This is a genomic window from Bacillus sp. 3255 (assembly GCF_031456485.1).
GTDB lineage: Bacteria > Bacillota > Bacilli > Paenibacillales > NBRC-103111 > Paenibacillus_E.
In genome coordinates, this window is record NZ_JAVDUS010000004.1 from 183,126 (window position 1) to 209,172 (window position 26,047).

At 53.2% G+C, this 26,047-nt stretch carries 19 protein-coding genes; 16 read left to right on the forward strand and 3 right to left on the reverse strand.

Annotation, left to right across the window (positions count from 1 at the left end; translation table 11 throughout):
* The first annotated feature begins 94 nt into the window (after positions 1–94).
* Complete coding sequence (locus J2X61_RS07765; RefSeq protein WP_310187046.1) at positions 95–5,728, forward strand: S-layer homology domain-containing protein; 5,634 nt, start codon at positions 95–97, stop codon at positions 5,726–5,728.
* A gap of 172 nt (positions 5,729–5,900) precedes the next feature.
* On the forward strand, positions 5,901–6,506 hold the full coding sequence (locus J2X61_RS07770) for a DUF2238 domain-containing protein (RefSeq protein WP_274468699.1): 606 nt from the start codon (positions 5,901–5,903) through the stop codon (positions 6,504–6,506).
* Positions 6,507–7,997: 1,491 nt separating this feature from the next.
* Here J2X61_RS07770 and J2X61_RS07775 read toward each other — a convergent pair.
* Positions 7,998–8,498 carry a GNAT family N-acetyltransferase gene (locus J2X61_RS07775; protein ID WP_310187048.1) on the reverse strand — a complete coding sequence of 167 codons (501 nt, stop codon included), beginning with the start codon at positions 8,496–8,498 and terminating at the stop codon, positions 7,998–8,000.
* A 198-nt stretch (positions 8,499–8,696) separates the two neighbouring features.
* Between J2X61_RS07775 and J2X61_RS07780 the strand changes: the two genes are divergently transcribed.
* The 9 genes from J2X61_RS07780 to J2X61_RS07820 all read left to right on the forward strand — a co-directional run bounded on the left by J2X61_RS07780 (position 8,697) and on the right by J2X61_RS07820 (position 16,413).
* On the forward strand, positions 8,697–9,497 hold the full coding sequence (locus tag J2X61_RS07780) for a nicotianamine synthase family protein (RefSeq protein ID WP_310187050.1): 801 nt from the start codon (positions 8,697–8,699) through the stop codon (positions 9,495–9,497).
* 69 nt (positions 9,498–9,566) lie between these two features.
* A complete protein-coding gene (locus J2X61_RS07785) occupies positions 9,567–10,634 on the forward strand; it encodes a sulfite oxidase (RefSeq protein WP_310187052.1) in 1,068 nt (355 codons plus the stop codon).
* A 230-nt stretch (positions 10,635–10,864) separates the two neighbouring features.
* Complete coding sequence (locus J2X61_RS07790; RefSeq protein ID WP_274468704.1) at positions 10,865–11,863, forward strand: NAD-dependent epimerase/dehydratase family protein; 999 nt, start codon at positions 10,865–10,867, stop codon at positions 11,861–11,863.
* A 19-nt stretch (positions 11,864–11,882) separates the two neighbouring features.
* On the forward strand, positions 11,883–12,905 hold the full coding sequence (locus J2X61_RS07795) for a phosphotransferase enzyme family protein (protein WP_310187054.1): 1,023 nt from the start codon (positions 11,883–11,885) through the stop codon (positions 12,903–12,905).
* Positions 12,906–12,982: 77 nt separating this feature from the next.
* Positions 12,983–13,798, forward strand: coding sequence for an SDR family oxidoreductase (locus tag J2X61_RS07800; RefSeq protein ID WP_274468706.1), 816 nt, complete (start codon positions 12,983–12,985; stop codon positions 13,796–13,798).
* Positions 13,799–14,135: 337 nt separating this feature from the next.
* Entirely contained in the window at positions 14,136–14,483 is a 348-nt protein-coding gene (locus J2X61_RS07805) for a PadR family transcriptional regulator (RefSeq protein WP_379239658.1), read from the forward strand.
* 2 nt (positions 14,484–14,485) lie between these two features.
* Positions 14,486–15,034 (forward strand): DUF2812 domain-containing protein, encoded by a 549-nt coding sequence (locus J2X61_RS07810; protein ID WP_274468707.1) that lies wholly within the window; start codon positions 14,486–14,488, stop codon positions 15,032–15,034.
* A 30-nt stretch (positions 15,035–15,064) separates the two neighbouring features.
* Positions 15,065–15,574 carry a GNAT family N-acetyltransferase gene (locus tag J2X61_RS07815; RefSeq protein ID WP_274468708.1) on the forward strand — a complete coding sequence of 170 codons (510 nt, stop codon included), beginning with the start codon at positions 15,065–15,067 and terminating at the stop codon, positions 15,572–15,574.
* A gap of 23 nt (positions 15,575–15,597) precedes the next feature.
* Positions 15,598–16,413 (forward strand): serine/threonine protein kinase, encoded by an 816-nt coding sequence (locus J2X61_RS07820; protein WP_274468709.1) that lies wholly within the window; start codon positions 15,598–15,600, stop codon positions 16,411–16,413.
* 293 nt (positions 16,414–16,706) lie between these two features.
* Here the strand turns inward: J2X61_RS07820 and J2X61_RS07825 are convergent, their stop codons facing one another.
* Both J2X61_RS07825 and J2X61_RS07830 read right to left on the reverse strand, forming a co-directional pair.
* Complete coding sequence (locus tag J2X61_RS07825; RefSeq protein ID WP_274468710.1) at positions 16,707–17,552, reverse strand: EcsC family protein; 846 nt, start codon at positions 17,550–17,552, stop codon at positions 16,707–16,709.
* A gap of 408 nt (positions 17,553–17,960) precedes the next feature.
* On the reverse strand, positions 17,961–18,944 hold the full coding sequence (locus J2X61_RS07830; RefSeq protein ID WP_310187062.1) for an AraC family transcriptional regulator: 984 nt from the start codon (positions 18,942–18,944) through the stop codon (positions 17,961–17,963).
* 138 nt (positions 18,945–19,082) lie between these two features.
* Here J2X61_RS07830 and kdgD point away from each other — a divergent pair, with 138 nt between their 5' ends.
* The 5 genes from kdgD (at position 19,083) to J2X61_RS07855 (ending at position 26,023) form a co-directional block, all read left to right on the forward strand.
* Complete coding sequence (gene kdgD / locus J2X61_RS07835) at positions 19,083–20,009, forward strand: 5-dehydro-4-deoxyglucarate dehydratase (RefSeq protein WP_310187065.1); 927 nt, start codon at positions 19,083–19,085, stop codon at positions 20,007–20,009.
* Positions 20,010–20,022: 13 nt separating this feature from the next.
* Positions 20,023–21,024, forward strand: a complete 1,002-nt coding sequence (locus J2X61_RS07840) for a sugar phosphate isomerase/epimerase family protein (protein WP_310187067.1) — start codon at positions 20,023–20,025, stop codon at positions 21,022–21,024.
* 2 nt (positions 21,025–21,026) lie between these two features.
* Entirely contained in the window at positions 21,027–22,484 is a 1,458-nt protein-coding gene (gene gucD, locus J2X61_RS07845; RefSeq protein ID WP_396135412.1) for an alpha-ketoglutaric semialdehyde dehydrogenase GucD, read from the forward strand.
* Positions 22,485–22,656: 172 nt separating this feature from the next.
* Complete coding sequence (locus J2X61_RS07850) at positions 22,657–24,216, forward strand: response regulator (RefSeq protein WP_310187072.1); 1,560 nt, start codon at positions 22,657–22,659, stop codon at positions 24,214–24,216.
* Between the two features lie 25 nt (positions 24,217–24,241).
* Positions 24,242–26,023: a cache domain-containing sensor histidine kinase gene (locus J2X61_RS07855; RefSeq protein ID WP_310187075.1), complete on the forward strand. Its 1,782-nt coding sequence runs from the start codon at positions 24,242–24,244 to the stop codon at positions 26,021–26,023.
* Positions 26,024–26,047 lie beyond the last annotated feature (24 nt).

Consider the following 26,047-nt stretch of genomic DNA (forward strand, 5'->3'; position numbering starts at 1 on the left):
CAAAAGTGGACTTAAGTCAAAGAGGAGGTGGGCAAGGGCTGTTATATTGAAAACGTTCACAACAGCAGGTATACGAAACGGAGGAAAAGCAAGCATGATGAAACAAGCAGTAAGCTTCATGATGGCGATTACCTTAACGGCAAGTTCTTTGCTCGGCCTGCCGGCAGATATCAGCGCTGCAGGCACGACAGGAACGCCAATCAAACCTCAACAAGATGTAACGGTCTATTCCAACGGCTACTATTTGAATAGCAAAATCATTGCGGCCGATACCGTCAATTACCACCAACATGCCGATGATGGCGGAGCTGCGGATATCATGCGGGTAGGTCTGCAAGATGACGGAACTTCGGCATACACGTACATGAAGTACGATATTTCGGGAATACCCGTCTTAACGCCAGGGATGGAGGTGGAGCTGGCGTTTCAAGCCTCCTCCTCCGAGCAGATGGAGCTCAGCGTTTATGGCCTTCATCCGCTGCAAGCGGCGAGCGATTGGTCGGAGACGACGATGACATGGAGAAGCAAGTTCTTGAATTTGACGGACTCGATCGACACCATTCAAATCCCGAACGCTTCTAGCGGCATTCAATTTAACCTGACCGATTATATTATGGATAATCAGAAAGCCGGCAAGTCCATCATCGGGCTCGTAATGAAGGCGGAAACGACTGGCGTCATTGAGCTGAGAGGTCACGAGACAACGGATAGCGCCGGTGCAGGACGAATTCCGGTCTTGATTGTGAACGAGCAATCCACCGGTCTTCATGCGCCTCGCCCGTATACGCCGCCAGTGAAGTTTGCCTATGGCAAAAATATGCCTCCGCTTCATGATGCGCTGGTCTACAATCCGGCAACGACCAACAACAAGGATGCGAACAAAAACTATCACGGCACGAACAATACGGCGAGCATTGCCGATGGGATGACCGTGGAATTCAACAAATCATACGGCTATTACAAGTTCGACATCTCAAATCTGCCTGACGCCGATCATATCGGCACTACGCTGTTCTCGGTTTGGGGCCGTGATACGTCAAAGGCTACTTCAGCACCGGCAACGAACTATATTCAAATCTATGGAGCCGATGAGGCGGTAAACTGGAAGGAGACCGGCATCACTTGGAATAACAAGCCTGCCATGGGCGCAGCACCAATCGCTGAAGTGCTCTATAAATCAGCCAACGATTATCAAGACGCCGACATTACCGAGTATGTCAAGCGGCAAAAGCAAAAAGGCGAAAAAACGATTACGCTCATGATGGCTGCCAAAACGAGCAGCGGCATTTTTTATCATCGCGGCAAAGATACGACCGCCTCGGGGCAAATGCCGCCAAGGCTGATCGTTGCGGATCCGGCTGATGTGCCGGAAGATATGACGCTGGGCGCCGACGGAAGAAGCCGGCTCTACCCCGCAGACTGGTATCCGGGGTTCAAAGACGGCAAGGGGCGGTTTCTGCACGATTTCTCCTATGCCGGTTACCGTTTAGGCGAAGCCTCCTTGCCGGATACGGATGCAGCAGCAGGTATTGACGTCACCAAAGCGCCGTACTTGGCCGATTCTACAGGTGCTGCTGATGCAACGGCTGCGATTCAAGCCGCTATTAACAGTGCGGCGGCAGCGGGCGGCGGTATTGTGTATCTGCCGGAAGGCACGTACCAGGTCAATCCGCAAGAAGGCAAAGATTTCTCGTTAAACATTGCAGGGAGCGGCGTCGTGCTGAAGGGTGCGGGGATGAACCGGACGTTCGTCTATAACGCCGCCGAGAACATGAAGCAGAAGGATATTATCCGTGTCGGGGACGGCGACTGGAAAAAAACGAGCGTTGCAACAAAATTGAGCAAATCGGTGGCAGAACCGACCGTGCTCCTTCCGGTTGCGGATGCAAGCGGTTTTGCAGTAGGCGACTATGTGCTGATTGCGTTCGATACGACGCTGGATTTCTTGAACGAGCTGGGCATGCAAAACAAATGGGCGTCACGTTTAGGTAAGGTCGAGCCGCTGTTTTACCGGCAAATTGTCGGCGTTGATACGCTGAACCGGACCCTAACGTTGGATATTCCGACCCGCTATGCACTCAAGCAAAGGGACAATATCACCATCACGAAGACTGAGCCTCCGATCTCTGAGGTGGGCATTGAGGATTTCTCCATTGCCAATGTGCAGAATCATAACAGCGGTCTGGGAGAAGACGACTACAAGGTTGTCGGAACTGCGGGCTATGAAACCGATAATGCAAAAGTCATCAATATGATTGCTGTGGCCAACAGTTGGGTTCGCAATGTGAACACGTACAAGCCAGCCGGCAATTCGACGTACCACATTTTGTCCAAAGGAATTATTTTGGATCGGACGAAAAATGTCACCGTTGACAACGTCACGATGCAGTATCCGCAATACCGGGGCGCGAATGGCAACGGGTACTTGTACCAATTCATCGGCAATGACAACTTGATTACGAACAGCAAAGCGATCGCAGCGCGTCACAGCTTTACCTATGCCAACTTCTCAAGCAACGGCAATGTGCTGCACAATGTGTATTCGGAGAACTCCTCTCTGATGACCGATTTCCACATGTACCTCAGCATGGCGAATCTCATTGACAACATGACGCTTAATGGCGACGGCATTTCCGCGATCACGCGAGACTACGGCTCGTCGGCCACGAACAGGCATGGGGTCGTCACGACGGAGAGCGTCTTCTGGAACACGACCGGCCAAGCCGCACATAGCAGCAAGAACGGCATCATCATTGAGTCCGAGCAGTTCGGCAACGGCTATATCATCGGGACCAAGGGTGCAGTAACCGGTGTGAATGTCAATATCGTCGGCTCCATCCCGGATACGAATACGAAGCCGTTCGATATGGCGGAAGGGGTAGGCGAAGGTGCAAGATTAGTGCCGCAGAGCTTGTATGCGGACCAGTTCGAACGCAGAAGCAGCGGCAAGGAGCTTGCCTTGCAATCCTTGCTTGTAAACGGAGTACCGATCGGCGGCATGCAGTTTTTGACAACGAAATATGCGTACACCTTGCCATATGGAACTACCAAGGTGCCGACGATTGCCGCGAAGGCTCTGTCAGCGGATGCTGTCGTAACAATCACGCAGCCTGCTGCCGCCAATGGAACAGGGATCGTGCAAGTATCCAAGAACGGGTCTGTACAAGAATACCGGGTACAGTTCCAGGTAGCGGCATCGCCGATTATGCCCAAGCAGGTAACACTTGCGCCGGATAAATCCGAGCCGGGCTGGCGAGCGGCAGGCAATGCCATCAGCGAAGGCAGAAGCGGGAAATTGAAAGCTTATCTGACGCTCGACAATGGCGAAGTATTGAACGCCGAACAAGCGAATATCCCGGTTGTTTATCGTGTCAACAACGAACAAGTCGGCACGACGGAAGGCAATTGGTTCAAGGCGAAGCAGGCCGGAGTGCTGCGGATAACGGCCGAAATCGTTTGGAACGGCGTGAAGGTCAGCGCCTCGGAGAACTTTGAAGTGAAAGTGCCAATGCCGGAACCGGAGGGCAGCTTCGCCCAAGTCATCAATGTGACGGCAAGCGAGGATGACGGCAACCTGCCGGTCAATACGATTGACAGGGACCCGGATTCGAGATGGTCGGCGGAAGGCAGCGAACAGTATTTGCAATTGGAGCTGGATCGGGAGCAGTGGATCGATAAAGTCAGCCTTCTTTTCTACAGCGGCAATTTGCGCTCCAACTATTTCGATCTTGAAGTTTCCACGGATGGCATCCATTATCAGCGAGTCATTACGGGAGCGACCAGTACGAAGCAGGAGCCGAATCAAACGGAAACCTTCGGATTCGAGCCTGTCAGAGCCAAGTATGTGAAATATATCGGTCATGGCAACGAGCTTAACGCTTGGAACAGCATCATCGAATGCTGGGTGCACACGACGCATATAGACGCTCCTTTCACAACGTTAAGTGTTGCGGAGTCCGTCTATAGCGGTCAAACTTTTCAGTCGCTGATCGGGCTCGGCAATGTGACCGCCAGTGTCTATGCCGCTGTGTATGGGGCGGAGATGAGCGTCACCTATGATCCGGCGGTTCTGTCGTTCGTATCGGTGGAGAGCTTGAAACCGGGTTTCATCCTTGATCATGAAACCGTCATGCAGCTTCCAGGTCAATTGCGTATAAAGGCTTCTGCCGGCGCTGCGCAAGATGCTATTACGTCCAATGGTGATGTTTTCCGAATTCACTGGCTGGCGAAGCCCGTATCTCAAGCTGCGACGACCCGAATTCGCATTGCGTCGGCGCAATTGACGAACGGAAGCCAGCATACGGCGGAAGCTTTGACGACGGCAAGCGATGTTCGGGTTCTTGCAGCAAGCTCGTCCTCTTCAGGGAACGACAGTCACTCAGGATCGTATCCGGGAACGGCGACGCCTAGTGTTCCGCCGGCTGCCCCAACGCCTCCTGTCGTTCAGGAATCGCCGGATCAGCCTGTGAAAGTGATGGTTCCTGCCGGAGCACCTAAGTATGAAACATCGGTCAGCGGAACGACAGTTGCCAAAGTTGTTGTCACCGATGCCGATTTGCAGAAAGCAATAGACGCATTGAAATCTGAATCTGAAGCGAAAAATGGTGAAGTCCATTTTGTGCTCCAAGTGACGGGTCAGGCGGACCGGGGAACCGTTCTGTTTCCTGCCGCCAGCTTCGCCTCCTTGGCAGCCCAAGTGCCGCAAGCTGTTTGGCGTGTGGAGTTCGATGGAGCCGTCTACCAGCTGCCAGTTGACGCAGTAAACATTCAGGAGCCCGCGTTGAAGTTGAATGCCCAATCGGATGACATGCAGATCGGCATTCATATTGACAAGCTGAGTAGCGCTGATCAAAGTAAACTTCAAGCGGCTGCTGACGCTAACGGAGCCAAGCTGCTTCACCGGGGCATCGGATTTGAGGTGACGGCTGAAGCCGGCGGCAGGCAAATCGAAGTCCGCGACTTCGGCAGCACCTATGCGCCTCGTATCCTCACGCTTCCCGGACATGTGGCTGCGGATACTACGGCTGCGGTATGGTTCGATTCTGCGACCGGTGACATGAATTTCGTACCGGCCAAGTATGATTATGCGGACGGTCAAACGCTCGTAACACTATTCCGCACAGGCAACAGTATCTACACGGTTGTCCAAGCGGATAAGGCGTTCTCCGATCTCAGCGGACATTGGGCTCGCAAGCAAGTGGAGCAGCTCGCTTCCAAGTTCCTTGTCCATGGTGCTGGAGATGACCGGTTTATACCGGATGCTGCGATTACGAGAGCGGAGTTTGCCGCTTTGGTTACGAGAGCGATCGGGCTGGCGGCCAAAGTTAACGGCAGCTTCGCCGATGTATCCGGCACGGCCTGGTATGCGGGTGCCGTAGGTGCCGCCTCGGCTGCGGGGATTGTCGAAGGCGATGAGGCACATGCCTTTAAACCCGATGCAAGCATTACGCGCGAGGAGATGGCGGTGATGATTGTGCGCGCTCTGCGGGCGGCAGGCTTGGCCGAGCAAGCGGCGGAAGGTGGTGCGGTTGCGGTGGATGCGGCGCTGGCGCGCTTCGAGGACAGCGGCTCCATCAGCGGCTACGCCAAAGCTGCGATTTCCGAGGCGCTGCAAGCAGGCATCGTCGAAGGCATGACGGCGAGCACATTTGCGCCTCAGAACAACGCGACGCGTGCTGAGGCGGCTGTGATGCTGCAGCGCATGCTGGCGTATATGCATTTCAACTAAATGGAAAATGGAAGACGGGGCTTGCCCGATTGGCTTGAATGGCCGGTTGGGCGGCCTTTTTGCTTTGCACAAAACATCTCTTTTCAACCGTATGACACTCAAGTATTTGGGTATAATATAGTATTTACATACGAAATAATAACAATTTCCATGGTGAAGAAGGTGAATGACGATGGGGAAGGCTTTGGGGAAAAGCAGGGGCAACGATCTCTTCGAGCTGGCGCTGTATGTGCTCGCTGCAGTGTGTTTCGTGTATTTTCTGATCAAGGGCAATATGCCGAAAGTGTGGCAGGCCGTCTTGATTACCGCCGTGCTGCTCCTAATCAGGCTCGTGGTGCGACTAACGAAAACGACGATGTTTGCCGCGCTGCGATTTTGTGTGCTTCTTTTCATATTTATTGCGATGTTTATGGCAAACGAGTTTGGCTTCTACAGTGTGATCCCGTACTTGGACAAATTCGAGCACCTCTTCTCGGGGGTCATCTTATGTTTCATAGGTTTGCTCATTTACGAAAAAGCAAGCGATAAAGAGAACAAGACGGTAACGCTCAGCGCAAAAGTGGCGATTTGGCTCTGTTTGTTCTTTTCCGTGGCGATGGCCGGCGTTTGGGAAATATATGAGTTCACGACGGATCACCTGTTCGGACTTCATTCGCAGAACAACAGCTTGCTGGATACGATGACGGACATCATATGCGGTTCGATCGGCGCAGTGCTCACGAGCCTATATCTCGTTGTTCAGGCGAAACGCAAGCGCCTGCCGCTTATTGATGAATAACGCGAATGGCTGTCGGTAACGCTGTACGCAGCAAAAATAGGATGCCCTTGGGCATCCTTTTTTGCGTCTGTCGCAGGGAGGGGCTGAGCGAGCGTTACAGGAAGAAGGTGTTACTACGGCCACTGGTGCCACCCGCTAAAGGAACGGATACAAACAACGACAAGAGTAACTGCTACTGCCACGCGCTAAAGGAGTGGCTACAAGCAACGACGAGAGTAACTGCTACTGCCAACTGCTAAAGGAGTGGCTACAAGCAACGACGAGAGAACTGCTGCTGCCACCCGCTAAAGGAACGACCACAAACAACGACAAGAGTAAATGCTACTGCTAACCGCTGCTGCCAACCGCTATAGTAACTGCCAATGCTGACACTGGAGTAGCTTCCACTGTCAAGTGCAGTAGTAACTGCCACTTGGACTGCCATGGTTGATAGTTCGCCATCGGCGACTAGCCACAACTACCACCGCGAGCAAGCTGCTGCCCGCGTGTCAGATTCTAACGGACACCACGGCCGTTAAAGCCGTGCTTTTTGCCGCGCCGCGGCGCTAACGGACACCAGAGGCCTTATTTGCCCGATATTGAACGGAAATCACGCTGAAATCGGCAAATAGCCGCCCTGGTGTCCGTTAGAAATCCAATTCGGCCTATTCAAGCCGAATAGCGTCCGCTGTGTCCGTTAGCGCTACAGGACACCTCCATGAGCTCGCCGCCTCGCCATCGGCGACTAGCCAAAGCTACCACCGCGAGCAAGCTGCTGCCCGCGTGTCAGATTCTAACGGACACCACGGCCGTTAAAGCCGTGCTTTTTGCCGCGCCGCGGCGCTAACGGACACCAGAGGCCTTATTTGCCCGATATTCAGCGGAAATCACGCTGAAATCGGCAAATAGCCGCCCTGGTGTCCGTTAGAAATCCAATTCGGCCTATTCCAGCCGAATAGCGTCCGCTGTGTCCGTTAGCGCCACAGGACACCTCCATGAGCTCGCCGCCTCGCCATCGGCGGACTAGCCAAAGCTACCACCGCGAGCAAGCTGCTGCCCGCGTGTCAGATTCTAACGGACACCACGGCCGTTAAAGCCGTGCTCTTCGCCGCGCCGCGGCGCAAACGGACACCAGAGGCCTTATTTGCCGTAGATTCAACAGAAATCACGCTGAAATCGGCAAATAGCCGCCCTGGTGTCCGTTAGAAATCCAATTCGGCCTATTCCAGCCGAATAGCGTTCGCTGTGTCCGTTAGCGCCACAGGACACCTCCATGAGCTCGCGGCCTCGCCACCGGCGACTAGCCAAACCTACCAACGCGAGCAAGCTGCTGCTCGCGTGTCAGATTCTAACGGATACCACGGCCGTTAAAGCCGTGCTCTTCGCCGCGCCGCGGCACAAACGGAGACCAGAGGTCTTATTTGCCGTAGATTCAACAGAAATCACGCTGAAATCGGCAAATAGCCTCCAGGTGTCTTCGGCCTAATTAAGCCGCCAGCGCCACACGCAGCCTTAGACAACGGGCATGACCAGAATATGCTGGCCGCCGTTGCGTCCCATTTTGGTGCGGCCCGAATCATAGAACCCGCAGCATAAATAAACGTGACGGGCGGGGTCATTTTTGAAATTCACGGCCAATGCAATTTCTGCGACAGCCGGAAAATGCTTCGACACGAAAGCCTTCAGCTGCAGCAGCGCAGCTTTCGCATGACCATGTCCTTGTTCGGCATGGTTGATCGAAAAGGCTCGCAGAACCAGCGAGTTGGGGTGATCCGAGTACTCGAATCGTTCTTCCCCGTCATACAGGATGAAAAATCCAACCGGCCTGCCGTCCGCGACGATGCAAACCGGATAACGATGCTTGTCTTCCAGCGCAATGGGCAGCATGTCTCTGGGCATGCCTGTAAACTGCTGCTGCTCCTCCGGCAGGTGAAAAGAAAACAGCGCCTCGCGATAAGCCGATGTATAGAATTCAAGTTGATTGGGAAATAGACTTGCCGAATATGATGTCATGCCGGTCTTCCTTTCATGGAACCATGTATATGAAATATTGTACCGAGATTTCCTTGCAGGAAAAAGGGAAAAGAGAACTGAGCATGCAGCACCCTTTTATAGTACCTCCAAAAATAGTTCACCCTCTTAACTATTTTCGGTACTTTTCAACGGAGAAGACTGATATGCATAGTAGCAATGGGATAAGGAGGGAGTTCGATGAAAGAGAAGTTCGAGTTTATCCTGACGATGAAGCTGCTGGAGGTTGGAATCAAACAAGTTGCCGCATTTGCGAAGGCATCACCGGATGGCTTTGAGCTTTTGAGAAATAAACTGGACGATCTTTGCGATTTCATTCAGAACCCGGAGCACGCAAGAAAGTGGGAGTTATGGGGGCATGATCACGAGGTGACTGCTCAAGCACGCGCGCTGCGGGATACCGCCACCGAGGCGCTCTGTGAGTTGGAGAAGCTGCAGTCGCGGCGAATACATAATCAAGAACTGCACATCAGCTGCTATATGGATCAATTATCCGAATCCGTCAGAACGGAATTGAACGCCCTTCAGATTGATAGGTTCTCCAAGGTGCTATTCATCGGTTCCGGCGCGTTTCCGCTTTCCTGCTTTACCATAGCACAGGAGACGGGGGCCGAGGTTTGGGGGCTGGATATCGATAAGGAGGCTGTAGAGCTTGCCAATCATGCCGCAGCCATATGCGGTTTCGGGTGCAGAGTCCGGTTCTCGCACCAACCGCCTGCGGAATTAGCCTTCACGAAGGAGGCCACGCATATCATCGTCGCTTCCTTGGTCGCCAATAAGCTGGAAGTGTTGGAGGAACTAAAGCAAGCCGCTAACAGCCAAGCGCTAATCATGTTGAGATACGGCAACGGTTTGAAGTCGCTGTTCAATTACCCACTGGTAACAGAACTGCCGGAATGGGAGCACATGGAGGTTCGCCTGCCTTCCTTTGTGTACGATACGATTGTTTTGCAAAGGGCAATTCAGATGAAAGCGGTCTGATGCCGATGCCTTGAAAAAAAATTGTGCTTTGTTCGCATAGTCCGAGATCTCAGGGCTCTTCTAGAAAGGATGATGGTAGTGCTGTATACGCCTTACCCCATTACACGCAAGCTGATACCGGAGGTTCAAGAATTTCCGATGCTGGCCTTATCGGATCAGGTGACCCCGCAGCAGCTTTTTTTCATTCACAATCATTTCAAGTATCCTTCTCAAGTGAATATCCGAGCCTGGCAGCTGCATATCGGCGGGTGCGTAGACAGACCGTACAGTTTGAGATATGAAGATCTGTTAAGGATGCCGCAAGTCACGATGCCTGTGACGCTGGAATGCGCGGGAGATCAACGCTCGTTCTTTCAACCGAAGACCCGTGGCGAACAATGGACGCTTGGGGGGATAAGCCATGCCTACTGGTCCGGTGTCCGCCTCAGCGAAGTACTGCGAGCGGCCCGTATACGAAGCCAGGGAGTGGAGGTGACCTTTGCGGGGATGGATCGCGGATTCCGGACGGATCGTCCCGGTGAGTTCGCTTATGTGCGAAGCTTGCCGCTAGAAACCGCCATGAACCCTGACATTCTGATTGCCCTCTATATGAACGGACAGCCGCTGCCATTCAAGCACGGGTATCCGGCCAGAATGATTGTCCCGGGCTGGTATGGCATGGCATCCGTCAAATGGCTCAACAGAATCGAAGTTATCGATCACCGGTTTGATGGCCCGTTTCAAGTGTCGGATTATGTATATGACCGCGGAGATGATCGTCCGCGGGAACCGGTTACGAAGATTAGGCCCCATGCCGTCATCGCTCGTCCTGCCGATCAGGAGGTTCTTCCCCAAGGGGAGCATTGGATTGCCGGCATGGCAATCTCGGGCGACGGTCCCGTCGTGAGAGTGGAAGTAAGCGTAGATAACGGCCTGACATGGATACCGGCTTCATGGCTGGATCCCCCGGAGCGGTACGCTTGGCGCAGGTGGGCATATCGGTGGAACGTGACGGAATCGGGCAGCTATGACGTGAAAGCCAGGGTATGGGACGATGCCGGCAATTCTCAGCCTGTTCAAGCGGACTGGAATGTGAAAGGGTACGGGTATCATGCGATTCAGCACATCAAGGTTTATGTCGATTTCAGCCGGCCATAGGGGAATTTTGCAGCTTCTGCATTCGTATTTGGAAAATTGCGAAGAAAATAGCGGTAAGTTGAAGGTGACAGTCTGATACAAACCATCAGGCTGTTTTTTATGTTCCATCGGTTAAAATATATTGACAGTTGGCACAATTTGGAATCATAATAAAAACGACTGGATAGTCATTTTAATTAACGATGCGGCAAATGCGGAATGTGAAATCGAGCTGATAAGGAGTTGGGCATATGAAGCTTTTAGTGCTTGGAGGCACCCGATTCGTGGGCAAAACCATGGTAGAAACGGCGCTTGCCAGAGGGCATGAGGTGACATTATTTAACCGCGGCAGCAATCAAGAATTGTTCCCGGAGGTCGAACGGTTGATTGGCGACCGCGACGGCGGTCTGGATGCGCTCAGCGGCAGGCAGTGGGATGCGGTCATTGATACGTGCGGCTATTATCCGCGTGTCGTAGAGGCTTCGGTACGAACGCTTGCCGATCGGGTAAACTTTTATACGTTCATCTCAACGTTAGATGTGTATGAAGAAGAGAAGATGGGCTCGGAAGCGGTGGACGAAACGTTATCCGTTAAAACGCTGCCGGAAGATTACGTCGAGGATATCGCCCGGTTCTATGGTGCGATGAAAGCTTCCTGCGAGCAGCTTGTGTCGGCTGCCTTTCAAGACCGCAGCTTGATTGTAAGATGCGGCCTGGTAGCGGGCCCCGGCGACATGTCGGACCGGTTCACCTATTGGCCGACCCGGATTGCCCGCGGCGGCGAAGTGCTGGCGCCAGGCGATCCGCAGGCGCCGATTCAATTCATCGATGTCCGGGATTTGGCAGACTGGACGATAAGGATGGTGGAGCGTCAAGCAGGCGGGACGTTCAACGCAACGGGACCGGCGGCGCCGCTCACGGTAGGCGAACTGCTCGAGCGCTGCATCGGTGCAACGCACAGCGAGGCGCGGCTGACTTGGGTGCCGGATGAATTCTTGACGGAGCATAAGATCGGGCATTGGGTGGAAATGCCGTTATGGCTGCCGGCCAGCGAGAACGTCGGCGGGCTGATGAAGCTCCAGGTACAGAAGGCTGTTCATGCCGGCCTGCAGCACCGGCCGATTGAGGAGACGATTCGCGATACCTGGGTTTGGGATCGCGAGAGAGTGGCAGACGGTCCGCGCAAAGCCGGACTTGATCCTGAGAAGGAAGCTCAGCTGCTGGAAGAATGGCATATGCGGCATGGTTAAATGACCGGGAGGACACGATATGGAACACGAAGTTGAGAAGCTGTTTCAGAAGGCGGTCCTGGAGCAGGCTGCGGCCGCTTTCGGACTTGATCCGCATGCGCCCATGCAGCTCCTGGGAGATTTCGAAAACTATGTATATGCCGCTGCGAAAGACGGCGTACCTGTCATCGTGCGCTTAACGCACAGCTCGCACAGGTCCGAGGCTCAAGTTCGTGCGGAATTGGATTGGATACATGAGCTGGTGCGGCAGGGGATATCCGTTCCGGCATGCTACAGGTCGATTAACGGCGCGCCGACGGAGAAGATTGCCGTCAAGGATTCCTATTTTACGGTCATCGTGATGGAGCAAGCGGCCGGACATCTCCCCGATTATGCGAATGAGGCAGAATGGAACGCAGCGCTGTTCCAGGAATGGGGCCGTGTGACGGGACGAATGCACAGGGTCACCAGCTCGTATGCCGTCCCTTCGGGTAGCCCCATGAGGCCTCACTGGCACGAGGATGATTTACTTGTTCACGCCAGTGATTACTTTTCAATTGGGAACCGGATTGTGCTGCAGCGGCTGGAAGAACTCCAGAGGCAATTGGCAGGATTACCGCAGCGGAACGATGCTTACGGACTCATTCATACCGATATTCATTCCCGTAATTTTTTCGTCGAGAACGGGAGAATAACCGTGTTCGATTTCGACGATTGTACGTATCATTGGTTCGTTCAGGATATCGCGATACCGCTCTATTATGCGGTAAGTTGGAGCGTGCCCGTTCATGCGGGCAGGGACTCATTCGGCAATGCATTCCTGCAGGCGTTCTGGCAAGGCTATCGGGCGGAATACGTCCTTGATCCTGCCTGGTTAAGGCATGTGCCGTTATTTTTGAAGCTGCGGGATATGGTGCTGTACCTGGTGCTGCAGAAGAAGACGGAGCCGGACCAAAGGAGCGAGCGGATACGTACTTGGCTGGCCGAAATCGAAGACAGGATCGTCCGAGACATCCCCATTGTCCGAATAGACTTCAAAGCGTTAGATGTATGCGCTACATAGAAATCATCCCTCGCGGGCAACCCTAACAAGGGATTTCAAGAATCCGCAAAATTAGAATTAGGCAGGGATGAATGCATATGAGCGTACAAACATTGCAAAAACCGGGTATGATACTTCCGGATCTGAAAGACAAGGTGGCGTTGGTAACCGGAGCCGGATCAGGCATTGGCAAAGCGGCAGCGATCATGTTTGCGCAGCAGGGGATGAAGGTATGCCTGGTCGATTTGAAGGACGAGCGTACCGAGCAGACCAAGAAGCAAATTGCGGAAGCGGGCGGCGAGGCGATTGCGGTAGATGTCGATACCGCCGATCCGGAGCGCGTCGCGGAAGCGTTCGAGCAAGCCGTGAAGAAGTGGGGACGGCTTGATGTCGTGTTCGCCAATGCGGGCATTAACGGAGTGTTGGCGCCTATAGAGGACATGAAGCTGGAGGACTGGGATCGCACGCTCTCCGTCAATTTGAGAGGAACGTTCCTCTGTATCAAGTATGCCGTTCCTCATATGAAAGACAAGGGCGGCAGCATCATTGTGACAAGCTCCATTAACGGCAGCAGGGCGTTTTCCGGATTCGGCATGACGGCCTACAGTACGTCCAAGGCAGGGCAGGTAGCCCTCGCCAAAATGGCTTCGCTGGAGCTGGCCCGCTACAAGATTCGGGTGAACGCTATCTGCCCGGGATCGATTAAGACGAACATCGGTGAGAATACGAAGCCGACGCCGGAGCTCGACAAAATTAAAATTCCGGTGAAATACCCGGAAGGGAGCCAGCCTCTTGAGCATGCGCCCGGTGAGCCGGAGCAGGTGGCGAGTCTCGTCGCTTTCCTGGCTTCAGACGCGTCAAGCCACATCACGGGCACGGAGCTGTTCATCGACGGGGCGGAGTCGCTGCTGTAAGGTTGAGGAACTCCTCCGCAACCCGCCATTCTTTTGTCATGCTGTCGATCTATATGATTTTTCGCATACAATCAGTCGGTGAGGGAACAGGTTCTTTCGTTAGTACGGACGGATCTGGAGGCCGCATCACGCATAAGAAAACCGTCAGGTGCCATGAACGGCGTCTCAAAGTCAGCAAGATCTAACTAACTTTGGGGGCAGTCATGTATCGGGCGGTTTTTTTAAAACCACTATATTGACAGTCGATATAGCAAAGGTTATTATATCGATATACGATATAACGAGTGGTGATATAACTACGTACGATATAGTTGCAAACGAACGGAGGTGACGCAGGATGGAGATCGCCAGAGACGCATTGCCGCTGACTGAAGCTTTCTATTATATCCTGGTGACGCTGTACCCCAGGGCCGCACACGGCTACGCGATGATGCAGGATGTAGAACGAATGAGCGGAGGCCGGGTGCGCATCGGAGCAGGGACGTTATATACGGCATTAAATACGCTGCTGAAGAAAGGGTTGATCGAGCACGCCCCTGACGCGGAGCATTCGGCGGATTCCCGGCGCAAGCTGTATGCCATCACGGAGATGGGGAAGGCGGTGCTGAAAGCGGAGATGGTGCGCATGGAAGAGCTGCTGATGAACGGAAGGAATGTCATACAACAAGTGGATAAGGAGAGATGAGCGTGAGAAAGCATCAATACCGGAACAGATTTTCATTCGTTTGGAACTATGAGAAAGACGAGAGTTGGTTGACCGGCTTGTCCGCCCAAGGACTGCACCTGGATAAACCCGGCGTCATCCGTAACCGGTTTGAGAGCAATCCCGAGCTTCGCTACGTATACCGGATGGATTATCAAAAAATTGTTGGACAGGAGCAAGTGAACGAATACGTGGCTCTCTTCGAGGATTCGGGCTGGGAGCATGTGGGGACGATCATGGGCTGGCATTATTTCCGCAAACCGTACCGCGAAGGCGGGACGTACGACATTTATACCGACCGCTTGTCGGTGAGGCAGCTTTTACAAAGAGTTCAGACGACGCTGGGCATTCTGGCTATTGCGAATGTTCCGCTACTCATTATGAATCTCAAGAACTTATTTTCCGGCCCCCGCTCTCATACGATATCTAGTACACTCACCTTCACGATCGTGTTGGAAGTGCTGTGCATTCTATTATTGGCCTATGGCTGCGTACGTTTCCAGCAGAAAATCAAGAAGTTGGATGAGCAATAAAGGCAAATAGAGGGAGGCGGACAGAAAAATATGGCCAATACGTCCATTCGTTTACTGCGTGAATATGATGCTAAAGTGATATCCGAAGCATTCCGGCAGCAGGGCTGGGATAAGCCGGCTGCGCAATACGATGCCTATTACCGCAAACAGATGAACGGCGGGCAAGTGACGCTGGTTGCGGAAACCGACGGCGATTTCGCCGGTTATGTGAATGTGCTCTGGGACTCTCCTTACCCCGATTTCAGAGCCAATAGCATCCCTGAAATCAACGATTTCAATGTATTGATCAAATACCGGAGACGCGGGATCGGCACTGCCTTGATGAATGAAGCGGAAGCGATAATCGGGGAAAGATCGCAGGTTGCGGGCATCCGGGTCGGGCTTTATAGCGATTACGGCGCAGCTCAAGTGATGTATGTCCTTAGGGGCTATGTACCTGACGGCAAAGGCATTTTCCAACACGACGCCTATCCGCAATATGGCGAGCAGGTCCGGGTGGATGACGATCTCGTTCTGTCATTGACGAAGAAGCTAAGATAGGACGAAGGAGAATACAAGTAGTCATGTCAATCAAAGCCTATCTGAAAAGAGTGTACACGGAATGGATCGACTTCCCGCATAAGGAAGGGACGGATCTGCTTGGACAGTTCCGGATCGAGCGGTTTCTTGGCATGGGCAGCTACGGACTGACCTACTTATGCCGGGATATGGGCACCGGCGAGGAAGTCGTCCTGAAGCAGGCGAAGCCCAGCAAGAAACAGCTTGGCCGCGACTTGCTGCTGCGCGAATATGAGATCATGCAGCGCCTGCAGCACCCGTCCATTCCGCACTGTGTCGCGGCTGTGCATGAGCGTAAGCAGATGTATATGATAACGGAGTATGTGAAAGGTCAAACCGTTGAAGATTTGATTTTTGCAAGGGGATACCGATATTCGGAGCACGAGGCGCTTCTGTTGATCCGCAAGCTGATGGAGGTTGTCCGCTATTTGCATGAGCAGCGGTTCGTCCATTTGGATATTCGGATTCCGAATGTAATCCTGCACCGGGACTGCCTGCATCTCATTGATTTCGGTCTGGCGTCGCGAATCGGCGAACCGCCAAGCCAGCCATTCGGATCCGATGAGGAGCTTAAGCGCAAGAGAACGGCGGAAATCGCTTCCGACCTTTATGCCATAGGCCACTTTATGCTGTTCATGCTGTATTCGACATATGAAGCAGGTCAAGCTCAAACGGAAACAGGCAGTTTAAGCTGGGAAGAGGAGCTTCAGCTCACACCGGCGACGAAGGGAATGCTTCGTAAGCTGCTTCAGACGGATGCTGCGTATGGAAGCACGGAGGCTTTTATCGAGGACTTGGATGCCATACTTCGGACCACCTGACCAAAAAAAGCCGCATATGCGGCTAAACTAGCTGGAACTATGATAGCTGTTTCTATAATAACCGTGCCCTTGATGACCCTGTCTTGGCCCGTGTCCGCGATGCGACGATGAGTAACGGCGATTGTAGCGGATAGCGTGATGCGAGCTCGTATAGCGATTATGACGGTGTTTTGAGTGGAAAATGGAACTTATTAATTTCTTAAGCAAATATTTGATCAATTGGCATTCCTCCAGAGGTTTTACTATTCCATACGGAAGGATGCTTGCATAGTTTCAAGGGGCATGAGCGATGTTCAATCCATCCGTTCTGCCTGCTCGATTTGGTGCAGCCGTTCGAGGATTCTACGCTTCCGGTACAGCATTTTGGCGGCTTCGCCGACATCCTTCAGCGTTCCCCGGTTGATCCACGCGCCAAAAAGAATGCCGGCCACGGGAATTAATTGAAAGAGCTTTTTCCAGCCCCAGTTGTCACGGTACGTTGCGAACACCTCTCTCCAGCCCTGCAGCTGAGAGATCATTTGCGTATCCGCTTTGTCCTCATCGGCATATGCGGCAAGCTCATCGAGAATCGCCTTCTTGCCGACAATGTCGGCGGATGAGAACTGCAAGCATTTGATCGTGAAGATGCGCTCCTGCTTCATGGCCGGTTCGTATCCATAGCAGAGGGCGATTTCCTGGATGGTTTTGAGTGATAATCCGAGCACGGCCGGGATATCGATAGCGAGCGTCAAAATGCCGCCGATCCCCGTCGTCGCCCCCTGAAGCGTGGCTAAATTCGTTCGATTCTGGACGATTTCATCAGCCGCTTGATCCAGAACATGGAGCGGCAGCGCTCCGACATCGCCGATTTGAAGCGGTTCCCCCGGCAATCGGCTCCCTCTTTCGTTTCGGGAAAGCACACCCTCGATATGCCGCAGCGTACCTGCTTCGGAGATTAAGTAACGGCCCCCGGCTTGCAAATAATGGCCCAGTTCATTCAGCGCTTCGCTAATTTTGGCGTTTAGCGCTTTCGGTGTTAGCCGGTCCAACAGCTGGAAGGGAAGCCTGCCGATTTTCTCCCAAAACCACAGATCCTTCTGCTCGTCCTCCCAAGCTCGGATGAGGCGAAGCTCCTGCAGCAATTGTTCTTTGGTTTCCATAACAGTCACAGCTCCTTTGCAAGTTGTATACGTTTTAAATCCATTTTGGATGCAGCCGAACGCCAAAAAAAGATGTCCTATGGAACATCCTTTGCGAATAGTTCTTCTGTTATTCGGTGCTAACGGACACCGCAGCCGTTAATGCCACGAAAATGTCTCCGTGACGAAGCTAACGGACATCGGAAACCTTATTTGCCGGTTTCGGAGCGGATTCGTGATAATTTGGGCAAATAACGGCGCCGGTGTCCGTTAGAACAAGAAATGGGCTGATATTGGCCGAATAAGGCCTGCACTGTCCGTTAGCCAGCCAGTCGAATACCATAGCCGCGGAGCTGACGTTCAAAGGCCGCGTATGTTCAACATGCTCTCTATGATTGGCGCTTGCGCGGCGCCTCACAGCAGCGACGTTTACAACGGAGCTTCGTCCGCCGTTTCAAACTTCTTCTTCTGGTAGCGAGTCGCCACTTGCTCCAAATATTTATGAATCAAGGCGTCGACCGACTCCGGATTCAAGCATTTTTTGCGAAAAGTGCTCGGCGGAGTGCCGATTTCCTTCGTGAATACTTGCGTAAAATAATGGATGCTCTCGAAGCCCGTATCCTCCGCGATTTGCTTCAGAGGAATATCTGTGAATCCGAGCAGATAGGCGGCCCTTTTCACTCGCTCGGTTTTCACAACCGAGGGGAACGATTGACCCAATTCTTCCGCCATTAAGCGGGATAGCTGGCGTTCGGAGACGTGCAGGCTTTGCGCCACGTCGGCAAGCGATATTTTGGCAGTCAGATGGGACTGGATATAGGCTTTGGCCCGCTTGAGCGTTCCCTGGAGCTCCGTGGCGGCAGCGGAAGCAACCGTATCGCCCGTAAGGCTGATTTGCAGCAAAAGCGATAAGCAGCTCATCACGAACGAATAAGCCAGCTGCCGGGTCGTTTCCGGATACCGCGACTCCGGGTCGGCGGCTTGGAGGAGCAAAGCCTGCCAAATATGCGCTGGGGCCGTGTGCTCGGCATTAGGAATAAAGAGGTGCGGATAGGAGATGACCTGTTGGAAATCATGCAGGAACGCATCGCTGCTCTCGGAAGCGACGGGTTCCAGGGCGACGAATAAAAGCAGCATGCCCTCATCGCTCCGGATGAAATGCCGGCTCTCCGGCTTCGAGCAATAGAGCGTTCCCGCACGGAGCGGGTAGGTGACCCCATCGCTATAATAAACGCCTTCCCCTTGAACGACATAGCAAATTTCGAAAAAAGAATGCGTATGGGGGCGGTTCCCCCGATGCTGCGGTTTGGCTCCCCAATAGTGGACGAAGATGGATGCGGAGTCGCCTCGCAGCTGAACCACGTTTTGGTTGAGATACAGGTTGCTTCGAGAATAAACGGATGGGCTCAGCATGCAGGATGGTCTCCTCTCGGGCTGTCTGCCCTTCATTATAGCACGGAATTTTTATAAAAAGCGGCGAGTTTTTACAAAGACCGGTCTGTACGGCATTCCCTATAATGGGGAGGAAGATATCGCAAAGGGGATGCTGAAATGAGTAACGAACAACCGATTTCGCTTGCAGGGATTATGGGTTTTCCCGTAACGCCATTTGACGATAACGAGAATGTGAATGAGCAAGCGTTCGAAGCGAATGTGCAGTTTCTGCTGGATAACGGCCTGGATTCCATCTTCGTATGCGCAGGTTCAGGGGAATTTCAATCGCTGGATATCAACGAGTATGAGAGGCTCGTGACGGTAGCGGTTTCCGTCGTTGGCGGCAAAGTTCCCGTCTTCGCAGGCGTCGGCGGCAACATCAGAGAAGCCGTGGAGCGCGCCCAACTGGCAGAACGGCTAGGTGCGGACGGCTTGCTGCTGCTGCCGCCATATTTGATTATTCCGGAGCAAGAGGGACTGTATCACTTCTACCGGACGATTGCGGAGAGCACGAAGCTGCCTGTCATCATTTACCAGCGGGACAATGCTGTGTTCACATTAAGCACTGTGGAGAAGTTGGCAAATCTGCCGACGGTCATCGGTTTCAAGGACGGTTTGGGCAATTTTGAGCTAAACGTAGAGTTCTCACAGGTGATAGGGGACAGGCTGCAATGGATGAACGGCATGCCGCTGGCGGAACTGACGATGCCGGCTTACAAAGCGCTCGGCTACCATTCCTATTCATCCGCGATTTCCAACTATATTCCGCAGGTTTCAAGAGCGTACTACAAGAGCTTGCTTAGCGGCGATCAAGAAACGGTTCAAACGATTTACCGGGAAGTGATTTTGCCGATTCACCGCATTCGCCGGCTGCGCAAAGGCTATGCCGTTTCGCTGATCAAAGCGGGGATGAACATCGTCGGCTTGCCCGTAGGGCTGCAGGTCCGCACCCCTTTGATCCAAGTGGAGAAGGAGCATTATGCGCAATTGGAAGCGATCATTAAGCGAAGCCTGAGCCTTACGGCGGCTGCGAATCACGTATAGGGGGAAATGACCGATGATGAAAGTATCCATTCAAGTGCCTACGTGCGATCTGTCCGATAGCGATTTGCGGCAAATGTGCCAGCTAGGCGTTGACTGCATTGATTTTACGAGAGGATCGTCGTTCCCCGGCGTCAGCGAGCTGGGCTATCCGGATTTGGACCAACTGCTGAAGCTAAAGCGTAGAATTCGTTCGTTCGGCATGGACATCAACCGGGTGACGCTGCCCGATATGACGAGCAGCTTCATGCGCGCCGAGTCAGGCACGGAGATTCAACTGGAGAACGTCAGCAATGCGATCCGAGCTTTCGGAGAGGCGGGCATCACGCTAGTCCGTCAGAGATTCGCAGGTGACGTGTTCCCTTATATGTCGGAGGACTATACCGCTGTACACCGGGGCGGGGCTTTGGTCCGCGGTGAATCGACCAAGCGCAGCTTGGAACAACAGCCGCCGACCGTGGAACAATTGAACGAGTGGTGGAAGCGCTTCGATCTTGTATTCGGGACATTGGTTCCGCTGGCCGAAGATTACAACGTGAATCTGGCCGTGCATCCGTCGGATACGCCGCATCATAACACGACTTTCGGAGGGCTGGGCTTAAACCGGGTGATCGATGCCTTCCCAAGCAAGAACGTCGGATTGGTGTACTGCGTAGGTACACGCGGCGAAGCAGGCGGCACACCGCTCGTGCTGGACGAAATTTATCAGTACGGCCGGAAGAACCGTATATTCCTTGTCCACTTCCGCAATATTCGCGGCAGTCTGGCCACAGCAGGAGCTTTCGAAGAGGCGCTGCTGGATGACGGGCATATGAATATGGCCAAAATATTGCTGGCGCTGCATAAAGTGGGCTATAACGGCTGCATTAATCCGGATCATATTACATCGCTGGAGATGGACCGAGCGCCGCATAACCCGTCCCCATCCGGTATGGGCTGGGTAGGCTGGGCATATTCGGTCGGTTATGTGAAGGCGCTTCTGGCCGCCTTGGTCGAATTTCACGGCGGGAGGGATTGAACGTGAGCGAAGCTAGAACGTTCCTGAATTACGTAGGCGGCGAGTGGAAAGCGGCCTCCGGCTTGGAGACGGAGGCGAGCCTGAACCCGGCGCGCCGGCATGAAGTCGTAGGGTATGTACAGAAGTCGTCCGTACGCGATTTGAATGAAGCGGTTGCTAGCGCCCAAAACGCCCGGCAGGCGTGGCGCAAGCTGTCCGCTCCGGCACGCGGCGATTTGCTGTTCGAGGCCGCGAATGTGCTGGAGCGGCGGCTGGGTGAAGTCGCGGAGATGATGACCCGCGAGATGGGCAAGACGCTTCCGGAAGCGAAGGGAGAAACCGCCCGGGGCGTAGCGATTCTGCGGTATTACGCCGGCGAAGGCATGCGGAAAACGGGCGACGTCATTCCTTCGACGGACAGCGCGGCATTGATGTTCACAACGCGCGCTCCGCTTGGCGTGGTCGGCGTCATTACGCCATGGAATTTCCCCGTCGCCATTCCGATCTGGAAAATAGCGCCGGCGCTTGTGTACGGGAACACCGTCGTCTTCAAGCCCGCACAGGAAACGGCAGCCACCGCTGCGCTCGTGATCGAGTGTTTCCATGAAGCAGGCATTCCCGCCGGCGTCGTCAACATGGTCACGGGGGATGGCGGCATCATCGGTCAGGCGATCGCCGACCATCCCGGCATCGCGGGAATCACGTTCACCGGATCCGACCGGGTCGGACGAATCGTCGGGCAGAGCGCATTGGCCCGAGGGGCGAAGTATCAGCTCGAAATGGGAGGGAAGAATCCCGTTATCGTAGCTGAGGACGCGGACCTGGACTTGGCGGTAGAAGCGACGATTAGCGGCGGCTTGCGTTCGACCGGACAGAAATGCACCGCGACCAGCCGAGTGATCGTACAGAGCCGGGTGTATGAAGCGTTCAAGGACAAGCTGCTCGGTAAAATTGCGGAGATCCGGGTGGGCTCAGGCTTGGATGCCTCCACATGGATGGGGCCCTGCGCGAGTGAGAAACAGTTTCAAACCGTCCTTTCCTACATCGCCAAGGGGGTGCAGGAAGGCGGGAAGCTGTTATGCGGAGGCGACATTGCCGGCGGGGAAGGGTTGGATGAAGGTTATTTCATCAAGCCGACCGTCTTTGAACAGATCAGCAGCTCCATGACGATCGCACAGGAGGAGATTTTCGGACCTGTTTTGGCACTGATCAAGGTCGAGACACTTGAAGAGGCGATTGCTATTGCCAATGACGTGAAATTCGGACTCAGCGCTTCGATATTCACGCGTGACATCTCGACGATGTTGGCGTTCTTGAACGACATCGATGCCGGACTTGTCCGCATTAACGCGGAGAGCGCAGGCGTTGAGCTGCAAGCGCCGTTCGGCGGCGTCAAGCAGTCGAGCTCGGGTTCGCGCGAGCAAGGGCAAGCGGCGATCGAGTTTTACACGGATATCAAAACCGTATTTGTCAAAGCGTAAAATACTAGGGCCTCCAGCCTTGTAGATTCTTCTACGGGTGGAGGTCCTATTTTGTTGGCAAAGACGACTTCTCAGCGAAACCTTATTCCTGTAAAATATGGAAAACACAGCTAAGGAATAATCGTTTTTGAAAGGTGTCCAAGCTGTGAGGGGAAAGGAGAGGAGAATGCGCATGTATACGTTATTAATCGTGGATGATGAAAGGTGGGTCCGTCAAGGATTACGTACGACAATCGATTGGCAGGCAGAAGGTATTGAGGTATTGGGGGATGCCGAGGACGGTGAGGACGCGCTTCAGATGATGCGAGACCGGATGCCGGATATCATCATTACCGATATCAAAATGCCGCGAATGGACGGCCTTGCGCTTATAGAAGCCGTCAAAAGCCATCAAGGCGCCGTGAAAATTATCATTATGAGCGGCTATAGCGATTTCAGCTATGCGCAGCAAGCGATGCGGCTTGGAGCTGTCGATTATGTGCTGAAGCCGATCGAGGAAACGCAGATGCTCGAGGTTGTGCGCAAATGCATCGCACAGCTCCAGCAAGAACGGGAAGAACAAGCAGCGCTGAAGCAAATGTCGGAACGAATTCGTGAAAGTATGCCGCTAGCCCGCCAGCAGTACCTGGAAGCGCTCCTCACGAATGTAAGTGCTTCATCCAGATTCTCGCAATCGTTATGGGATCGCCTCCGCATTCCGCTTGATCCGAATCGTATGCAAGTGATTCATATTCAAGTATACGACTGGGGGCTGCACGAACATCAGCCAAGCGAGCATTACCTCCTTCGTCATGCGATCGGCAATCTGGCTCAGGAAATCGGCAAGTCCGAGGGCGCCATGGCGGTATGCTTGTTCGATGATGAGGAGGAGACGGATCTTGTTATTCTACATACCCCCGCCGGCGGGAAGGAAGGAAGCGGATCTGCGGCATGGGAAGCCCTGATTGATGATTGCCGGAAGTATTTGGGAGTCCGCATCAACATCGGCATCAGTTCCATGACCGACATTGCCTCGCTGCACGCTTCGTTTCAGGAAGCTGTCCATGCAGCGGCTCATGCATTTTATGAGGGATACGGCAAGGTGTACGATGCGGCGCGAAGCTCACAAGAGCAGTCTCTTCACAAATTCGTGGAGCCAAGCGGTTGGAGCAATCGAATCGTACATGCGGTGAAGCTCGGCGACGAGGCTTCGCTCGGCGAATTGCTCGACGAGCTGCTCACCCATTTGGATAACAGCCGTGCCAAGTGTACTCCGCGTGTGCTGCGAAGCGGTTTCATTGCTTTGCTGCAGGAATTGGAGAGAAAGCTTGAAGTGCAGATCCAAATTCCGTACTGTGCGCTGCATGAATTGAAGGGCGAACTGCTCGCTGTGCTCTTGCCGTACCGGTATGAGGAGGGCGCCGCCGGCAACAGGAAACGATTCATCGAACTCGCCATGATCTATATCGAGCAGCACTATACGGAAGCGATTACTCTCAATCGGGTAGCGGAGCACTTGTACTTAAATCCGTCGTATTTCAGCAAAATTTTTCATGAGAGAACAGGCGAGACGTTCAGCAAGTATATCATTCGTCTAAGAATGAATAAAGCCAAGGAGCTGCTCAAAGATTCCACGCTCCGCATTTATCAGGTTGCCGATCAAGTCGGCTATCAAGATTTCCGGCATTTCGTCAAGCTGTTCAAAGAGCACGAAGGAATGACTCCGGCACAGTATAGGGATAGGGGCATCTAACCAGAGGAATCGGAGGAGGGTTATCTTGAAGCTGCATGCTTACTTGAAATGGCGGTCAATCGGCTATAAGCTGTTTATTTTGTTCTTGGGCAGCATGTCGCTGTCGATCATGATGATGGGATATCTATCCTATCATAAGGCGAATGAGATCATCAGCTCCAAAGTGTCGCAAGTGGCGTGGCAAACGATCCAGCAAGCGAACCGGCGGCTGGAGCTCATCTTGAATGAGTATGATAACCGGACGCTGCTTATCTTCGGGAACAAGGAGATCCAGCGCGGCATCATCGGAGATTACAGGGACAGCTACGACCAGAGCTATAACAATCAGCAGATCGGCAAGTTCCTGTCCAATTTGGTCAATGTCAAGAACGATACGCTGAACATCTATATTTTTGGGGAGCGCAGTGCCTCCTACAGGTTCACGAACAACGGTTTCGCCGAGCTGCCGATGATAACGCCGAGGGAAGCCGAGCAGGACTGGTACAAGAAGATCAAGGAAGCGAACGGACAAGTCGTCTGGTTCGGCATTCGTGCACCGTTAGTGAAATCGGCCAGTTCGGAAGACAATAAACCGGTCTTCATCATGGGCAGATCGCTGAAAAACTTTGACAATTTAAACCAAACGCTCGGTGTGCTCATTATGGAGATTAATCCGGAGCTGATTCAGCATTTTTTGTCCGAGGTCGATTTTCAGGCGCAAGGCACGACTTATATTGTCGATCCCAACGACACGGTCATGGCGGATTCCAACGGCGCCCGCATTATGCGTCCTGCAGGGCTGAAGCTCCCGCCGGAGTCAAGCGGTTATCTCCGAGATACCGTCGATGAACGGGAAGTGATGCTCGTCTTCGATGAGCTCCAGATCAATCATTGGAAGCTCGTCGGCATGGCTCCGATCCAAAACTTGATCAGCGACTCAAGAAACATCGCCTATTATACCGTTTATCTGGTTATAGCCTTCAGCGTAGTGGCAGTAGGGCTCGCATTCATGGTGGCGAAGCAGATGCATAAGCCTGTCAGGACCTTGCTGTGGTCTATGCGGAGAGCGCGGGAAGGCGATTTCGATATCCAAATTGAGAACGAACGCAGCGACGAATTCGGCATGCTCTATCACAGCTTCAACACGATGGTGACGAGAATCAAGGATCTCATCGATGAAGTATATATCCAGAAGCTGTTGAAGAAGGAAACGCAGCTGAAAATGATGGCTTCGCAAATCAATGCGCATTTTCTATACAATACGCTCGATTCGATTCACTGGATTTCCCGGATTCACAAAGTGGACGAGATCAGCACGATGATTTTCGGCTTATCCAAATATTTGCGCATTTCTTTAAGCGAGGGCGCCGATTTCGTTACCGTCAGAGAGAGCGCTGAGCTATTGGAGAGCTATCTATCGATTCAGAAGGTCAGATATCAGGACAAATTCTCCGTGAATATGAGCATGGATAGCCAACTGATGAATGCCAAAGTGTTGAAATTCGTGTTTCAACCGCTCGTAGAGAATGCCATTTACCATGGGCTTGAGAATAAACGGGGGAGCGGGCGCTTGGATATTCGCTGGAAAATGGAAGGGGCGCTCCTGCATTTCGAAGTGGAGGATGATGGAATCGGCATCAGAGCGGATAAAATGGAGGAGCTTACCGAGATGATGACCAGCGATGAATGGGAAGGCAAGCATAATTTCGCCCTGCGGAATATTCATTCACAAATTCAGTTAACGTACGGCAAGGAGTACGGCCTGCTCATCGAAAGCACATGGGGGGCAGGTACCAAAGTTACCTTGATCCTTCCTTTACGATCCTAACGCGACCGGTCAACCAACAAAAAT

Excerpts from the sequence above, each read along its gene's own strand:
- J2X61_RS07765 (WP_310187046.1), top strand. The coding sequence starts at position 95 with ATGATGAAACAAGCAGTAAGCTTCATGATGGCGATTACCTTAACGGCA.
- J2X61_RS07770 (WP_274468699.1), top strand. The coding sequence starts at position 5,901 with ATGGGGAAGGCTTTGGGGAAAAGCAGGGGCAACGATCTCTTCGAGCTG.
- J2X61_RS07775 (WP_310187048.1), bottom strand. The coding sequence starts at position 8,498 with ATGACATCATATTCGGCAAGTCTATTTCCCAATCAACTTGAATTCTAT.
- J2X61_RS07780 (WP_310187050.1), top strand. The coding sequence starts at position 8,697 with ATGAAAGAGAAGTTCGAGTTTATCCTGACGATGAAGCTGCTGGAGGTT.
- J2X61_RS07785 (WP_310187052.1), top strand. The coding sequence starts at position 9,567 with ATGATGGTAGTGCTGTATACGCCTTACCCCATTACACGCAAGCTGATA.
- J2X61_RS07790 (WP_274468704.1), top strand. The coding sequence starts at position 10,865 with ATGAAGCTTTTAGTGCTTGGAGGCACCCGATTCGTGGGCAAAACCATG.
- J2X61_RS07795 (WP_310187054.1), top strand. The coding sequence starts at position 11,883 with ATGGAACACGAAGTTGAGAAGCTGTTTCAGAAGGCGGTCCTGGAGCAG.
- J2X61_RS07800 (WP_274468706.1), top strand. The coding sequence starts at position 12,983 with ATGAGCGTACAAACATTGCAAAAACCGGGTATGATACTTCCGGATCTG.
- J2X61_RS07805 (WP_379239658.1), top strand. The coding sequence starts at position 14,136 with ATGGAGATCGCCAGAGACGCATTGCCGCTGACTGAAGCTTTCTATTAT.
- J2X61_RS07815 (WP_274468708.1), top strand. The coding sequence starts at position 15,065 with ATGGCCAATACGTCCATTCGTTTACTGCGTGAATATGATGCTAAAGTG.
- J2X61_RS07820 (WP_274468709.1), top strand. The coding sequence starts at position 15,598 with ATGTCAATCAAAGCCTATCTGAAAAGAGTGTACACGGAATGGATCGAC.
- J2X61_RS07825 (WP_274468710.1), bottom strand. The coding sequence starts at position 17,552 with ATGGAAACCAAAGAACAATTGCTGCAGGAGCTTCGCCTCATCCGAGCT.
- J2X61_RS07830 (WP_310187062.1), bottom strand. The coding sequence starts at position 18,944 with ATGCTGAGCCCATCCGTTTATTCTCGAAGCAACCTGTATCTCAACCAA.
- kdgD (WP_310187065.1), top strand. The coding sequence starts at position 19,083 with ATGAGTAACGAACAACCGATTTCGCTTGCAGGGATTATGGGTTTTCCC.
- J2X61_RS07840 (WP_310187067.1), top strand. The coding sequence starts at position 20,023 with ATGATGAAAGTATCCATTCAAGTGCCTACGTGCGATCTGTCCGATAGC.
- J2X61_RS07850 (WP_310187072.1), top strand. The coding sequence starts at position 22,657 with ATGTATACGTTATTAATCGTGGATGATGAAAGGTGGGTCCGTCAAGGA.